We start from the raw sequence: 14,128 nt of genomic DNA, 5'->3' as shown, positions 1-14,128 counted from the left end.
CAATATCGGTGTGCATCTGTGGAGCGGAGAGGAACCGGGGCGATCGTGGCAGAGGACGGGGCACGGAACGGGGCCGGGCTGCCGCTGGTGGAGGCCATTCGTGAGGCGATCATCCGGGGCGAGTTCGTGCCCAACCAGCGGCTCGTGGAGGCGGATCTCTCCACGCAGTTCGCCGCCAGCCGGGCCAGCGTGCGCTCGGCGCTGCTGGAGCTGACCAACGAAGGGCTGGTCGAGCGGATACAGAACCGCGGGGCCCGCGTGCGCGCGGTCTCGCTGGCGGAGGCCATCGAGATCTCCGAGGTCCGCATGGTGCTGGAGGGGCTCTGCGCGGCCAAGGCCGCAGAGGTCGTCACCGGCGAGGAGATCGGCGAACTGCGTGCCCTGGGCCAGTCCATGCGCCGGGCCGTGGGGGACGGGGACCTTCTCGGGTACTCCTCGCTCAACCAGGAACTGCACCGCCGGGTACGGGAGATCGCCGGCCAGAGCACCGCCTCCCAGGTGCTGGAGCGGCTGCGCGGGCAGAACGTCCGTCACCAGTTCCGGCTGGCGATGCACCCGGGGCGGCCCTCGGTGTCCCTGCCCGAGCATCTGGCGATCATCGACGGCGTCTGCAGTCACGACCCGGAGAGTGCGGAGCGCGCCGCCCGCGCCCACCTGCGCAGCGTCATCGAGGCGCTCCGGGAGGTGGACCGCTCGGGCTCCGTACCCGGAGCCTGACCCTGCCGGTACCCGCACCCCGGGTGGAAGCCGCGCCGCGGCTCCCACCCGGGGTGCGGTGTTCCTGCCGACGGGTGCCCGCGCTGGCGGGTCCTCCGCCCCGGTCCGCTGCCGTCCGGCGTGCCCGGCGGCCGGGGCGGCAAGGCCGGGCGCCTCCCGATTCCCTTCTCGCTGTGCACGACCCCTTGACCGCTGTAGCCAAGATTGTTAACAATCTGAGCGGAGATTATGGCTGCAAAGAAGCCGCACGGGGCGCCGCGAAGGAGAGTCATGGCCGAGCATCCCCAGCCGTCCGACCGAGCCAGGGAACTGGTGCGGGGGGCGTACGACGTACACATCCACGTGGCACCGGATGTGATGGGCCGCCGTATCGACGACGTGACTCTCGCGGAGAGATTCGCAGCGGTCGGCCTGGCCGGCTTCGTTCTCAAGTCGCACTACGCCCCGACCGCGGAGCGCGCCGCCGTCGTCCGCCGGGCCGAGCAGTCAGCCACCGCGCTCGGCGCCATCACGCTGAACGCCTCCGTCGGCGGACTCAACCCCATCGCCGTCGAGATCGCGGGCAGGGGCGGTGCGAAGTTCGTCTGGCTGCCCACGGTCGACAGCGCCAACCAGCGTGAGTGCCAGGCCGCCGAGCCGCCCGGAGCCACTCCTCCCATGTGGGCAAGGCTCCAGGACGACCTGCGCGCGGACGGCATGGCGGCCGATCCCGTGCACGTGATCGGCGCGGACGGCGGCGTCGTGCCCGCCGCGCGGCAGGTCTTCCGGCTGATCGCACGGCACGGCATGGTTCTGGCCACCGGCCACCTGCACGCCGACGAGATCGCTGTGGCCGTGGAGGCGGCGGCCGAGGAGGGCGTCGAGCGGATCGTGGTCACGCACCCGGAGTTCACCTCGCAGCGCGTCGCCGTCGAGCGCCAGCAGCAGCTCGCGCGGAAGGGCGCGCTCCTGGAGCGCTGCTTCACCACGCCGTACACCGGCAAAGTCGCGTGGGACGTGTGGTTCCACGCCATCCGGGAGGCCGGTCCGGAGCACTCCGTGATCTCCAGCGACCTCGGCCAGCCCTTCAACCCCCCGGTCGAGGACGGGCTCGCCCTGTGCGCGGACTTCCTGCTCGCCGAGGGCTTCGGGGAGGAGGACGTGCGCACCATGACCGTCCACAACAGCCGGTGGCTCGTCGGCGCGGACCCGCTGCCGGGCGCCCCCGCACACCACGGGAAGGCGGGCCGGGAATGAACGGGACCCCTGCGGACGGCAGCGGCGGGAACGGCGCGGACGGGCGCCGCATGCTCGTGGTCGGTGCCCACAGTGCCGACTTCGTCTGGCGCTCCGCCGGCGCCGTCGCCGCGCACACGGCGGCGGGGGGCGAGGCCCTCGTCGTCGCGCTCTCCTACGGTGAGCGTGGCGAATCCGGGGTGCTGTGGAAGCAGGAGGGCCAGACCGAGGAGAACGTCAAGCGCATCCGGCACGAGGAGGCGTCCAGGGCCGCCGCTGTCGTGGGCGCCGAGTTCCGCGCCTTCGACCTCGGCGACTACCCGCTCCGCGTCGACGCGGAGGCCGTCGGTCAACTCGCGGAGCTGATGCGCGACTTCGCCCCTCATGTGGTGCTCACCCACCCCGAGAAGGACCCGTTCAACCCCGACCATCCGGTCGCGCACGAGGCGGTGGCCCGTGCCCGCCTGCTGACCTCCGGGGCCGGCGTCGCCAGCGGCTTCCGTACGGCTCCGCCGTCGGAGTTCCTGGTCTTCGAGCCGCATCAGCCCGAGCTGTGTGCTTTCACACCATCCGTCTATGTGGACATAACGCCCGTATTCAAACGTAAGGTCGACGCCATGAGCTGCATGGCTGCTCAGCAGTATCTCCAGGAGTACTACGCGCAACGTGCCGACCAGCGCGGCAACCACGCCCGCAAGGTCACCGGTGACCAGGACATCCGCCAGGCCGAGGCCTTCCAGCGCCTCCTGCCGAACGTGGTCGGTGCCCTGTGAGCGCCGCATTCACCGAGCTCGCGGACGCCGGCGTGGCCACGGTCTACGAGGCGTACGGCCGGCGCGGCCTCCTCGACACCGACTGGACCCCGCTCAGCCCCGGCCGCCGCACCGCCGGGCCGGCGCGCGTCGCGCTGTGCGGCCAGGGCGACAACCGGGCGGTGCACGAGGCGATGACACATCTGCGCCCCGGTGAGGTCCTGGTGCTGACCATGCCGGAGCCCGAACCGGTGGCCCTCTTCGGTGACCTGCTCGCGACCCAGGCCGCCGCCTGCGGAGCCGCCGCGGTGCTGGTGAACGCGGCGGTGCGCGACAGCGCCGAGCTGGCACGCCTCGACTACGGCGTGTGGACGCGCTGGCGCCGCGCCCGCGGCGCCGCGAAGAGCGAGCGCGGCAGCGTGAACACACCGGTGGAGATCGGCGGCACGGTGATCGAGCCCGGCGACGTCCTCGTCCTCGACGACGACGGAGTCACCGCCGTCGCGGCCGGTGACCTGGAGGAGACCGTCCACGCCGTGCGGCAGCGGCTCGCCAAGGAGGAGGGCCTGCGTTCTCGCTGGGCCGCCGGCGAGTTCAGCTACGACGCCTACGGCATGCGCGAGGCGGACGGGAAGCCGCGGTCGGGAGCCCCGTCATGACAGCCGTACTGAGAGCCGAGGGCCTCACCAAGCAGTTCGCCAAGGACGACCAGGCGATCGTCGCCCTGCGGGACTTCTCGCTGACCGTCGAGGAAGGCGGATTCCTCACTGTTCTGGGACGCAGCGGCTGCGGCAAGTCCACGATGCTGAACCTCCTCGCGGGACTCACCCGGCCCACCGAGGGCACGGTCTCCTACCGCGGGGCGAAGCTGAGCGGACCGGACAACGACATCGGCTACCTCACCCAGTCCGACACGCTCATGCCCTGGCGGGACGTGCTGCGCAACGTCGAGATGCCGCTTGAGATCCGCGGTGTCCCTGCCGCCGAGCGCCGGGGCACGGCTGCCGAACTCGTGCAGCGCGTCGGCCTGCACGGCTTCGAGAAGCACTACCCGCGCGAACTCTCCGGTGGCATGCGGCGGCGCGCGAGTCTCGCGCGCATGCTCGCGGGCACGCCCCGCACGCTCCTCATGGACGAGCCGTTCGGTGCGCTGGACGCACAGCTTCGCACCGAGCTCCAGGAGGAGCTGCTGCGGCTGTGGCAGGGCAGCGGACAGACCGTGGTGTTCGTGACCCACGACATCGAGGAGGCCCTGCTGCTCGGGGACCGCATCGTGGTGCTCGGGGGACTGGGCCGGGTCGTCACCGACCAGAGAATCGATCTGCCCCGCCCGCGCTCCGTGGACGCGCTGCGCGTCGACCCGGCGTTCGTCGGCCTGCACACCGCGATGGCCGCCGCGCTCAAGGAGGGTTCGTCATGACGGAACAGCTCGTGACCCCGCAGGAGCGGGCTTCCGGGAGCGGCGGCCCCGTGCGCATTCCCGTGGAGCGCACCTGGTGGCAGCGGCACGGGCGCACCACGACCGTGTGGGGTCTGCGCCTTGCGCTGGTCGTCGTGCTGCTCGCGGGCTGGGAGATGGCCGCGGGCAGCCTCTTCGACCTCACCTTCACCAGCAGGCCCAGCGACATCGCCGCACGGCTCGGGGAGTGGTCCGGCGACGGCACCCTCTGGGAACACAGCTGGGTGACCGTCCAGGAGATCGTCTACGGCTTCCTCCTCGGCGCCGCCGCGGGCGCGCTCGCGGGGTTCCTGCTGGCCTCGCTCCAGCTGGCCTACCGCGTGGTGGACCCGTTCATGATGGCGCTCTACTCGATCCCGAAGGTGGCCCTGGCGCCGCTGTTCATCGTCTGGTTCGGCATCGGCATGCACATGAAGGTGCTGCTCGCGGCGGCGACCGTGTTCTTCCTGGTCTTCCTCAACACGGCGGCAGGCGTACGGGAAGTGGACCGGGGCCTCGTCGACGCGGTGCGGCTGATGGGCGGAAACCGCCGCGACATCGCGCTGAAGGTCGTGCTCCCGTCCTCGATGACCGGTGTGCTCACCGGGCTGAAGGTCGCCATCCCCTACGCACTGATCGGGGCGGTGATCGGTGAGCTGGTGGCCTCCAACCAGGGCCTGGGCTACCTCATCAACGACGCCGCGGCGCAGTTCGACACCGCCGGGGTGTTCGCGACGCTGGTCGTGCTCAGTGTCATCGCGGCGGTCCTGAACGTCCTCGTCGGCCTCATCGGGCGGCGCGTCAACAGGTGGAAACCGGTCGAGGCACAGGGCTGACTCTCCGGCTGCTCCACCACCGCCCCGTCCCGTCCGCCCCGGCGGGTCACCCGCCCCGCCGGTCCCACCGGTCCCGGATCCCGCCCTACACCGATTCCACCGGCCCCCACGATCCCTCCGCGATTCCTCAGCGACTGGAGCTGGAAACATGAACACTCACATCGAGCGCAGGACGCTGCTGAAGTCTCTCGCGGCGACATCCGTACTCCTCACACCGGTGGCCGCGGGCTGCGCGAAGCAGCAGTCGACCACCAAGGCAGGCACGCTCAACATCGGCCAGATCAGCAACTCCGTGGCCTTCTTCCCGCTGTTCGTCGCCGAGGAGAAGGGCTACTTCAAGGACGAGAGCATCAAGCTCGGCGACCGTCCGCGGCTGGGCACCGGCGCGAAGGTGGCCGCCGCGCTGAAGTCCGGCTCCATCGACCTGGGCGCGGGCGTACTCACCGACGCCTTCAACCTCGCGCAGTCGGACCCGAGCGCCCGAGTCCTCTCCAGCCTCGTCACCGAGTACTACGTGGACATCGTCGCGGGGAAGTCGCTCGACGTGTCCGACGGGGCGAGCCTGGAGGAGCGCACCAAGGCACTCGTCGGGAAGAAGATCGGAATCACCGGGCCGGGAAGCGGTACGGAGGCTCTGATCGCGCACCTCTTCGACGGCATCGGGCGGAAGGCCAAGACCGACGCCACACTCGTCAACCTCGGCAGCGCCGCCACCTCGGCGATCGGTGCCCTCAAGTCCGGCCGCGTGGACGCGCTCTCGTTCTTCCAGCCCATCGGCCAGCAGGCCGAGGCGGACGGCGCGGGCAGGATTCTGATATCCCCCGCGGCCGGAGACGTGCCCGACATGAAGGGTGCGCTGCACGGGGTGGTGTTCTCCACGGACGAGCTGCTCAAGAAGAAGTCCGACGAAGTGGCCGGGTTCCAGAGTGCGATGAAGCGGGCGCAGGCCGACATCCACGGTGACGAGGACAAGGTGCGGGAGCTGCTGGAGAAGTACCTCAAGGACACCGACAGCAAGGCGCTGGACGCACTGGTGCCGATCCTGCGCAAGGAGATGCCCGAGTCCCCGGCCGTCGAGCGCGGACCGTACGAGACGGCGCGCCGCTTCCACCGCAGCAGCGGACTGGTCGAGACGGCACCGAAGTTCGGGGAGATCAAGGCGGAGTCGTGACCGGACGCGGCGGGGCCGAAGGCCCGCCGCACGTGCCTGTCACAGGCAGAACAGCCGCGCCGCGTTGTCGTGACAGACGGCGCGGAGCCACGAGGTGCCCAGCCCCGTCCGTTCCAGTGCCCGCAGGGCGTCGGCGTAGGAATAGGGGATGTTGGGGAAGTCCGTCCCCAGCAGGACCCTCTCCCCGAGGTCCGCGAGACGCGGCAGGGCTTCCGGAGGGAACGGGGCGACGGCCTCGACGAACTCCGTGAACGCCATGGTGGTGTCGAGCATGACGTGCTCGTGGCGTTCGGCCAGGGCGAGGAAGTCCTCGTACTCCGGAGTCCCCAGATGGGCGACGACCAGCGGCAGCCGCGGATGCCGCCGCAGCAGACGCGCCACGGGAGCGGGGCCCGTGTACGCCCCGGGCGCGGGTCCCGAACCGCAGTGCGTCACCACCGGCACCCCCGCCTCGGCCAGCAGTCCCCAGACGCCGTCCAGGAGAGGGTCGTTGGGGTCGTAGCCGCCGACCTGGAGATGCGACTTGAACACCCGCGCGCCCTGGTCCAGTGCGCGGCGCACGTCGTCGGCGGCCCCGGCCTCCGCGAAGAACGTGGCGGTGTGCAGGCAGTCCGGCGTCCGTGAAGCGAAGCCGGCCGCCCAGTCGTTGAGCCAGCGCGCCATACCGGGCCTGTGCGGGTACAGCATCGAGGTGAACGCGCGGACGCCGAACCCCCTCAGCACCTCGAGCCGCTCGGACTCCGCGTGCCGGTACGCGATCGGCCAGGGGCGCCCCACGAGGGGGCCGCCCGCCTCGAAGTAGGCCCACACCTTGGCCAGTACGCGCTGCGGCATGAAGTGGGTGTGGACGTCGATGAGGTGGCTCAGACCCAGCGACCGGCGGAAGGCGGCGACTTCGGCGCGCTCCTCTTCCCGCACCGCGGGGGAGGGGCCCGTGCCGGATTCCCCGCCGTGCTCGTGCTCCACGCCTGGTTCCTTCACCGGACCGCCCCGCGCAGCGGCGTGCCGCGGTCCGGGCGGTACGGACCACCCGGGGGGCGGCGAAGGTCCTTCGTCCTCATTCCTCTCCCGGTGAGGTGGCGAACGAGCCCCGGGGGCTCGTCGTCTCTGTGCGGCCTGTGCGGCCTGTGCACGGATCATCCCATGGCGGGCTTCCACCGGCGGTACGCATCCCGACCGCTGTACCGCTCTACCCGCCGCACCGCCGCACCGCCGCATCCCGGCCCGCGGAACCGGCCGCCTCCCCGTCCTCGTCCACAGCGGCGTGAGGACGATGCGGGGGAGCGGGCGGCCCGGCCGTGCCGGGGCCGTGGTCACCATGCTGCTGGTGACCTGGCTCGCAGCGCCGGCACGGCCCGCCCACGCCTACGCGGACCCGGACGCCCGGTACCGGCCGCCGGTCGCGGCCGGTCAGCAGTCCACGGCGGTGACTTGGGACGGCCGCACCCAGCAGGTCGCCATCAGCCTCTCGGCCGGCGGCGGTTCCGGTGAGCCTGCCTGGATCATGCCGGTGCCGCACCGCGCGAGCGTGCGCCTGGGTGACCGCCTGCTGTTCACACAGCTGACGAGGGTTGCCCCTTCGCTCCACCGGGACCGGCGTCATTTCTGGCCGCGGCCCGGCGACTGGCCCCGCCCCGACGCACCGGGGGAGGTCGCAGAGCCGGGTGAGCGCTCCCCGGGCCCGCCGGCACCGGCCGCCGGACCGGCCGGGCGGCGGGCCTCTTCGTCACCGGTCCAGGTCGTGGAGCGCAGGCGCCTCGGACAGCGTGACGTCGCGCGGCTCACCGGCACCGACCCCCGGGCGCTGCGCGACTGGCTCCGGGGCAACGGCTTCGATCCGCCGTCCTCGCTCGACGCAGACCTGCGGCCGTACGCGGAGCGAGGATGGGAGTACGTCGCTGTCCGGCCGGAGCCCGGGAACGGCGAGGAGGGGACCGCGCCGGGCACGACGCGAGACCCGCTGCACATCACCTTCGCCTCCCACGAGCTCATCCGGCCGGTGCTGCTGTCCCGCGGCACGCAGCAGCCTCGGCGTCTGAACCTGTACGTGCTGGCCGCACACCGGATGCGTCCGCCGGGCGGCGCCCCCGGCGGCGAAGGGCCCTCGCTGAGGTTCGCCGGCCGGATCGACGCGCCCGCCGGCCCGCTCCGCGACTTCGCGGGAGAAGGCGCCTATCTGACCGAGTACGCCCAGAACTTGGCGGTGCCCGTACGGCCCGGCGCTGACCACGTACTGCGTCGTGCGCACTCCGACGCACCGTTCCGTACCGTCATCCACGACGACCGCCTCATGACGTGGGCAGGTGTCCCGGTCTGGATCGCGACCCTGGCCGTCCTCAACGCGCTGGTGGCGGGTCTTGGCGCGGGCCTGTTCCGGCGGCGGGGACGGGCCCGGACGAAGGCCGCCCGCGGGGCCGCCGTGCCGGGGCCGGCTCAGCGGCGGTGACACGCGGGCGCAGCGTGCTCACACTGCCGAGTGCCGCTCTCAGCCCCCTGAGGTATTCAGCACCTCCTCGCCCGGCGCGCAACTCTCACGCAGCGCGGCCAGTTCGGCCGGGGGAAGCCGCAGTGCGGAGCCGCGCCGCCCCGTTCCGTCCAGCAGCTCCTCCCCTTCTTCGAGCCACTCGGCCAGCGGCTGAACGCCGATGAAACCGGCCAGCCGCGCCAGCTCCTGACGGGGCGCGTCCAGGAGCCGCTCGTAGGACAGGGTCGTCCGCTGCTCGGCGGGGACCGCCGAGAGGTGGCCGATGCCTTCGGTGATCAGCTCCGACCACAGGGTGCCGAATCCGGTGACCGGCATCTCGCGGTCCAGGACGAGGCGGGGGTCGTAACTCTGGCCGAGCAACTGCGCCAGATCGTCGGGCAGTTCCTTGATGTGCTCCTCGGTCAGCTCGGAGAGCGACCCGACTCCGGAGCGCCTGCCGATCTCACGCAGCAGCGAGATCATCCGGTAGCCGTTGTGGCGGCTCATGGACAGGGCGCAGTCGGGGCCGTCACGGAAGAGGTGCACGAACCGGGCCTCGGGGAAGAGCCGGTGGAGGGTGTCCACCCGGTGCAGGGAGTAGCCGGAGCGTTCGACGGCGGCCTCGCGGCCCCCGACGCGGTGGGCGAGTGCTCCGAAGAGGGCCTCCCAGTGCTGGGGCGCGGGCCGTTCGGGCCATGCCCTCACCTCCGGCTCCAGCGCGTCCAGGAGCGCGTCGGGGGTGTCGCTCAGATGTGGCAGCGTCATCAGGCTGATCGCGGGGATGCCGGTCGTCCCGGCCGAGTAACGCCACTCCGGGTGGCGGTTGTAGAGGAACTCCGGGAGCGGGGTGCCGCTGCGGACCATGCGGTCGAAGACTTCCATCGGCTCCAGGAGGCAGCGCCAGAACTCCGCCCCCGTCATGGGCTGTTCACTGAGGGCCGGCGGGCCGTCGACGCACGAGTACAGCTCGTTGAGACTGAGCACGTCGGGGTGCAGTCGCAGCACCCCGGACAGCGCGGTCGAGCCGCTGCGTCCGGTGCCGACGACGAAGGTCAAGGTCTTGATGCCCGTACGCACTTGTTCGTTTCCTCCCCCACGGCCCGAGGGCCCGGTCAGCTTCGGTCCCTGACCTCCCTACCCTGCTCGCGGCGATCGACCCGGCACAGCGGACGATCACACGAAAGGGTGGAGACTTCAGGCCATGAGGGCGGCGATCTCCTCAGCGCAGTCCCGCAACGCCGGGACGTGGCCGTGGAGTTCCTCCTTCTGGGTGAGGACGACCGTGGCGCCGAGCGAGACCGCCAGGCGCGGACGCGACGAACCCTCCGCCAAGGGCACCGGTGCCGCGATCGAGCGCACCCCGACCTCGTTCTCCTCCTCCACCTCGGCCCAGCCCCGCGCCCGTACGCGCGCCAGCTCCTCGCGCAGCGCCTCCGGGTCGGTGACGGTGCGTGCCGTTACCGCGGGCAGGGGTTTCCCGAGCAGCTCCTCCGCCTCGCGGCCGGGCAGCGCCGAGGCGAGAGCCCTGCCCAGCGACGTGGCGTGCCACGGGTTGCGCGTGCCCTCCGCGCTGCGCAGCTGGAGGTGCTGGCTGCCCTGCACGCTGAGGACGAGCAGCACCTCGCCGCCGTCCAGGATTCCGGCGATCGCCGGCAGGCCGGTACGGGCGGCGAGGCGGCGCATCGGGCCGGCCGCCGCCGAATAGCCGGCGGGGGAGCGCTGGAAGCCGCGGGAGAAGTCCAGGACGCGTACGCCCAGGGCGTAGCGCCGGGTGTCCTCGTCGTAGGCGACGAACCGCTCGGCGGCCAGCCGCCCCAGCAGCCGGTGCGCGCTGCTGACGGGCAGGCCGGCCGCGCGTGCGGCCGCGCTGACTCCCAGCCCCGAGGGGTTGCCGGCGAGTACGGTCAGCAGGCGCAGGCCCCGGCTGAGCATGTCGTCGCCGGGCGGTGCGGTCACCGTCGGTGCTCCTCGGTGGTCGTGCGGTACAGGTCAGCCGCGCCGGCTGCCGCTGCCCGCATGCGTGGGTGAATGCCCGTTCACCGTACCCGCGGGCACGGACGCCCGCGGCTCCCGTACGCCGAACATCAAAGCCGAGGAGATCAGCGTGCACACAGCCATGAGGCCGAAGGCGCCCGCGTCGCCCAGCGGCGTGCCGCGTACCCAGCCGACCAGATAGGTGCCCGCGAAGGAGCCCAGGGCGCCGAAGGAGTTGACCGCGGCGACGGCTGCTCCGGCGACCCCGGCGGGCGCCAGTTCGGAGACGAGCGCGAAGTACGGGCCGTACGGGGCATACATGCACAGTCCGGCGACGACAAGCAGGGTCAGCGCCAGCGGGAAGTTGTCCCCGGCCAGATAGGAGGCGAACAGCGCCAGGGCGCCCGCGCCGAGCCACGGCCACACCGCGGCGCGGCGTCGTCCGCTGCGGTCGGAGACACGGGAGTTGAGCAGCATCGCCAGCACGGCGAAGGCGTAGGGGATCGAGCTGATCAGCCCGGTCGCGCCGATGCCCTGGCCGGAGCCCTGCTTGACGATGGAGGGCAGCCAGAACACGAAGCCGTACATGCCGAACGACCAGAAGAAGTACTGCGCGGCGAGCACGGCGACGGGGCGGGAACGCAGCACCCTGCGGTAGTCGGCGGCCGTCGCGCGGGGCGCGTCGGCGGTCGTGGCGTGCGCTGCGGGGTCGTGCTTCTGGCCGGGGGAGCGGGGCGTACCGGCGTCGACGTCGGTGACCGTCATCGCCGAGCCGGGGGCGGTGGCGGCGGCGCGCTGCTCCTGGGCGAGGCGGGCGCGCAGGTCGGCGTGCTCCTCCTCGCTCAGCCAACGGGCCTCGCTGGGACGGTCCTTGATGAGGCGCAGGCACAGCAGGCCCCACAGGACCGACGGCAGGCCCTCGACGATGAACATCATCCGCCAGTCCGAGATCTCGATCAGCCATCCGGAGACGACGGACAGCCACATCACGGTGATCGGATTGCCCAGGATGAGAAGGGTGTTGGCGCGTCCGCGCTCGCCCTTGGTGAACCAGCGGCTCAGCAGCACCACCAGGGACGGCAGTACGGCGCCCTCGACGACGCCGAGCATGAAGCGCACCGCTATCAGCTGGCCCGGACTGCTGAGCATGCCCTGGACCGTCGCGAGCAGGCCCCAGGCGATCGTCGACCCGGCGACCATGCGGCGCACGCTGCGCTGCTCGGCGTAGATCGTCCCCGGGATCTGGAAGAAGAAGTATCCGAGGAAGAAGGAGGCGGCGATGAGGGAGTCGAGCCCGGCGGAGAGGCCGAGCTCCTCGGCCATGCCGCCGGCGGAGGCGATCGCGTAGTTGGACTTGTCGAGGTAGGCGAGCGAGTACGTGACGAACGCGATCGGCATCAGATACCGGGCGCGGGTCGAGGACCAGAAGCCGCCGCCTCCGGCGCGGGAGGGAGAGACCGCCGTCATTCCCGGACCCCCTTTTTCCGTGGGATGGAAAGTGTTTCACTGGGCGGGAAGGACGTTACGAGCGGGCGCCCCGGCCGGTCAATGCCGTGTGCATGTTTCCCTCGTCGCACGCGCCGTCCGGAAACGCCGACGTGATCAGCCCCAGGAACGGGAGGCCGCCCACCGATGCCCGAGCACCACGAGAAGACCGTCGACGTACTGCTGCCCTGGTCCGGCCTCGAGGGGCGGCACGGACCGTGGCCGCAGGGCGTGCGCGCGCACGTCTGGGACGGGCTCACGCCCGAGGACGAACTGCCCGCGAGGGCACTGGAGTCGACCCGTCTGTGGGTTGTCCCGTACGCGGTCCCCGGCGCCGAACGCCTGCTGCCCCGGCTGCCCGCGCTGCGCGCGGTGCAGTCGCTCAGCGCCGGGGTCGAGAAGCTGCAGCCGCTGCTGCCCGACGGTGTCCGTCTGCACAACGGACGCGGACTGCATGACGCCAGCACCGCCGAACACGCCCTCGGCCTCGTCCTCGCCGCACAGCGCGACCTGCCCCGATGGGTCGCCGACCAGCAAGCCGGCCGCTGGGAACCGCACTTCACCCGCTCGCTCGCCGACAGCCGCGTGGCGGTCATCGGTTACGGTTCCATCGGCGCCGCCCTGGAGCGGCGGCTTCTGGCCTGCGAGGCGGAGGTCGTACGCGTGGCCCGCAGGGCACGTCCGGACGAGGACGTCCGGCCCGTCACCGACCTGCCCCGGCTGCTGCCGGACGTGGACATCGCCGTGCTCGTCCTGCCCGAAACCCCGGCCACGACAGGCATGTTCGGCCAGAAGGAACTCGCGGCGCTGCCGGACGGCGCGCTCGTGGTCAACGTCGGCCGGGGCCGTACGCTCGACAGCGCGGCGCTCCTCGCCGAGACCCGAACCGGGCGGCTGCGGGCGGCCCTCGACGTCACCGACCCCGAACCGCTGCCGGGCGGCCACCCGTTGCGCGACTGTCCCGGCGTGCTGATCACTCCGCACGTGGCGGGCGGCTCCGCCGCGTTCCGGCCCCGTGCGGAGCGGCTGATCGTGGAGCAGGTGCGCCGCTTTGCCGCCGGTGAGCCGCTGCTGAACGCCTTTCCCCGCGACTGAGGCATTCCCCGCGCCCGCACCGGACGGACCCTCCCTCCCGCGCCGCACACCTGGTGTGAGGCGCGGGAGGACGTTGTCCCGCCTGGCGCTGGACATGCAACCATCTGGTTGCTTATTCTTTCCGCATGACCATGGACGAGGTGTTCAGGGCACTCGCCGACGCGAGCCGCAGACGGCTGCTCGACAGACTCAACGCCCGCAACGGGCAGAGCCTGCGCGAACTCGGCGAGGGCCTGGCGATGAGCAGACAAGCCGTGACCAAGCACCTGGCGGTGCTGGAATCGGCTCGCCTGGTCAGCACCGTCCGGCACGGCCGCGAGAAGCTGCACTACCTCAACCCCGTGCCCATCCACGAAGTGGCCGACCGCTGGATCGGCCGCTACGAGCGCGCCCGGCTGGCGGCGCTCGGCACGCTGAAGCACTCGCTGGAGGAAGGACCCGCCATGCCGCAGCCAGGGGCGAAGCCCGAGTTCGTCTACGTGATCTACATCCGCACCACACCCGAGGAGCTCTACCGGGCCCTGACGGACCCGGAGTTCATCGAGCAGTACATGCACGGCACCGGCCCGGACTCCACCTGGGAGGTGGGCTCGCCCGTGCGCTGGAAGTCGGACCCCGCGGGGGAGTTCGAGGAGCTGGGCCAGCGCGTGCTGGAGGCCGAGCCGGGCCGGCGGCTCTCCTACACCTGGCACCCCATGCAGCCCGCGCACCGCGGCATGATCGAGATGACGGACGAGGAGTTCGAGCAGGCGCGCAAGGAGACCTCGAAGGTCACCTTCGACATCGCTCCCGCCGAGGAGCCCGGGCTGGGCGTGAAACTCACCATCACGCACGACGGTTTCGACAGCTGGGACAGCAGGATGCTGCGAGCCGTCAGCGGCGGCTGGGTGATGATCCTCTCCGAGCTCAAGTCCGTGCTGGAGGGCGGTGGCCAGGCCCCCGGACAGTGACCGGGCCCCCTCGTGACCGGCCCTCCTGCCG

General features: G+C 71.8%; 14 protein-coding genes. 10 read left to right on the top strand and 4 right to left on the bottom strand.

Annotation, left to right across the window (positions count from 1 at the left end; genetic code table 11):
• The first annotated feature begins 45 nt into the window (after positions 1-45).
• The 7 genes from H343_RS0118250 to H343_RS31380 all read left to right on the top strand — a co-directional run bounded on the left by H343_RS0118250 (position 46) and on the right by H343_RS31380 (position 6,129).
• Positions 46-717 (top strand): GntR family transcriptional regulator, encoded by a 672-nt coding sequence (locus H343_RS0118250; protein WP_486586944.1) that lies wholly within the window; start codon positions 46-48, stop codon positions 715-717.
• Between the two features lie 270 nt (positions 718-987).
• A complete protein-coding gene (locus tag H343_RS0118245) occupies positions 988-1,953 on the top strand; it encodes a DUF6282 family protein (protein ID WP_028432328.1) in 966 nt (321 codons plus the stop codon).
• Positions 1,950-2,705: a PIG-L deacetylase family protein gene (locus H343_RS0118240; protein WP_051265486.1), complete on the top strand. Its 756-nt coding sequence runs from the start codon at positions 1,950-1,952 to the stop codon at positions 2,703-2,705. The genes H343_RS0118245 and H343_RS0118240 overlap by 4 nt, the downstream gene beginning before the upstream one ends.
• Positions 2,702-3,343 carry an RraA family protein gene (locus H343_RS0118235; RefSeq protein ID WP_028432326.1) on the top strand — a complete coding sequence of 214 codons (642 nt, stop codon included), beginning with the start codon at positions 2,702-2,704 and terminating at the stop codon, positions 3,341-3,343. Before H343_RS0118240 ends, H343_RS0118235 begins: the two co-directional genes overlap by 4 nt.
• A complete protein-coding gene (locus H343_RS0118230; protein ID WP_028432325.1) occupies positions 3,340-4,104 on the top strand; it encodes an ABC transporter ATP-binding protein in 765 nt (254 codons plus the stop codon). Before H343_RS0118235 ends, H343_RS0118230 begins: the two co-directional genes overlap by 4 nt.
• Positions 4,101-4,958, top strand: coding sequence for an ABC transporter permease (locus H343_RS0118225; RefSeq protein WP_051265483.1), 858 nt, complete (start codon positions 4,101-4,103; stop codon positions 4,956-4,958). The genes H343_RS0118230 and H343_RS0118225 overlap by 4 nt, the downstream gene beginning before the upstream one ends.
• Positions 4,959-5,106: 148 nt before the next feature.
• Positions 5,107-6,129: an ABC transporter substrate-binding protein gene (locus tag H343_RS31380; RefSeq protein WP_037904203.1), complete on the top strand. Its 1,023-nt coding sequence runs from the start codon at positions 5,107-5,109 to the stop codon at positions 6,127-6,129.
• Between the two features lie 39 nt (positions 6,130-6,168).
• Here H343_RS31380 and H343_RS0118215 read toward each other — a convergent pair whose 3' ends face one another.
• On the bottom strand, positions 6,169-7,047 hold the full coding sequence (locus H343_RS0118215; RefSeq protein WP_028432323.1) for an amidohydrolase family protein: 879 nt from the start codon (positions 7,045-7,047) through the stop codon (positions 6,169-6,171).
• 409 nt (positions 7,048-7,456) lie between these two features.
• Between H343_RS0118215 and H343_RS31375 the strand changes: the two genes are divergently transcribed.
• Positions 7,457-8,575 carry a DUF2330 domain-containing protein gene (locus H343_RS31375; protein WP_158679578.1) on the top strand — a complete coding sequence of 373 codons (1,119 nt, stop codon included), beginning with the start codon at positions 7,457-7,459 and terminating at the stop codon, positions 8,573-8,575.
• Between the two features lie 39 nt (positions 8,576-8,614).
• On the opposite strand, the gene H343_RS0118205 is transcribed toward H343_RS31375, so the two are convergent.
• From H343_RS0118205 to H343_RS31370, 3 genes are all read right to left on the bottom strand, one after another.
• A complete protein-coding gene (locus tag H343_RS0118205) occupies positions 8,615-9,670 on the bottom strand; it encodes a sulfotransferase family protein (protein ID WP_486586943.1) in 1,056 nt (351 codons plus the stop codon).
• A 117-nt stretch (positions 9,671-9,787) separates the two neighbouring features.
• Complete coding sequence (locus H343_RS0118200) at positions 9,788-10,549, bottom strand: IclR family transcriptional regulator (RefSeq protein ID WP_486586942.1); 762 nt, start codon at positions 10,547-10,549, stop codon at positions 9,788-9,790.
• Between the two features lie 33 nt (positions 10,550-10,582).
• Entirely contained in the window at positions 10,583-12,034 is a 1,452-nt protein-coding gene (locus H343_RS31370) for an MFS transporter (protein WP_051265479.1), read from the bottom strand.
• Positions 12,035-12,199: 165 nt separating this feature from the next.
• Here H343_RS31370 and H343_RS0118190 point away from each other — a divergent pair, with 165 nt between their 5' ends.
• Together H343_RS0118190 and H343_RS0118185 are read left to right on the top strand one after the other, a co-directional pair.
• A complete protein-coding gene (locus tag H343_RS0118190) occupies positions 12,200-13,147 on the top strand; it encodes a 2-hydroxyacid dehydrogenase (RefSeq protein WP_028432320.1) in 948 nt (315 codons plus the stop codon).
• Positions 13,148-13,278: 131 nt separating this feature from the next.
• On the top strand, positions 13,279-14,097 hold the full coding sequence (locus tag H343_RS0118185; protein ID WP_028432319.1) for an SRPBCC domain-containing protein: 819 nt from the start codon (positions 13,279-13,281) through the stop codon (positions 14,095-14,097).
• Positions 14,098-14,128 lie beyond the last annotated feature (31 nt).

The sequence above is a fragment of the Streptomyces sp. TAA204 genome, from assembly GCF_000424965.1.
Note: the sequence above shows the minus strand (reverse complement) of the source record. Positions and strands in the feature narration are given on the sequence as shown.

Coding starts and splice junctions, on each gene's coding strand:
- H343_RS0118190 (WP_028432320.1), top strand. CDS start 12,200: ATGCCCGAGCACCACGAGAAGACCGTCGACGTACTGCTGCCCTGGTCC.
- H343_RS0118185 (WP_028432319.1), top strand. CDS start 13,279: ATGGACGAGGTGTTCAGGGCACTCGCCGACGCGAGCCGCAGACGGCTG.
- H343_RS0118240 (WP_051265486.1), top strand. CDS start 1,950: ATGAACGGGACCCCTGCGGACGGCAGCGGCGGGAACGGCGCGGACGGG.
- H343_RS0118245 (WP_028432328.1), top strand. CDS start 988: ATGGCCGAGCATCCCCAGCCGTCCGACCGAGCCAGGGAACTGGTGCGG.
- H343_RS31370 (WP_051265479.1), bottom strand. CDS start 12,034: ATGACGGCGGTCTCTCCCTCCCGCGCCGGAGGCGGCGGCTTCTGGTCC.
- H343_RS0118230 (WP_028432325.1), top strand. CDS start 3,340: ATGACAGCCGTACTGAGAGCCGAGGGCCTCACCAAGCAGTTCGCCAAG.
- H343_RS31380 (WP_037904203.1), top strand. CDS start 5,107: ATGAACACTCACATCGAGCGCAGGACGCTGCTGAAGTCTCTCGCGGCG.
- H343_RS0118225 (WP_051265483.1), top strand. CDS start 4,101: ATGACGGAACAGCTCGTGACCCCGCAGGAGCGGGCTTCCGGGAGCGGC.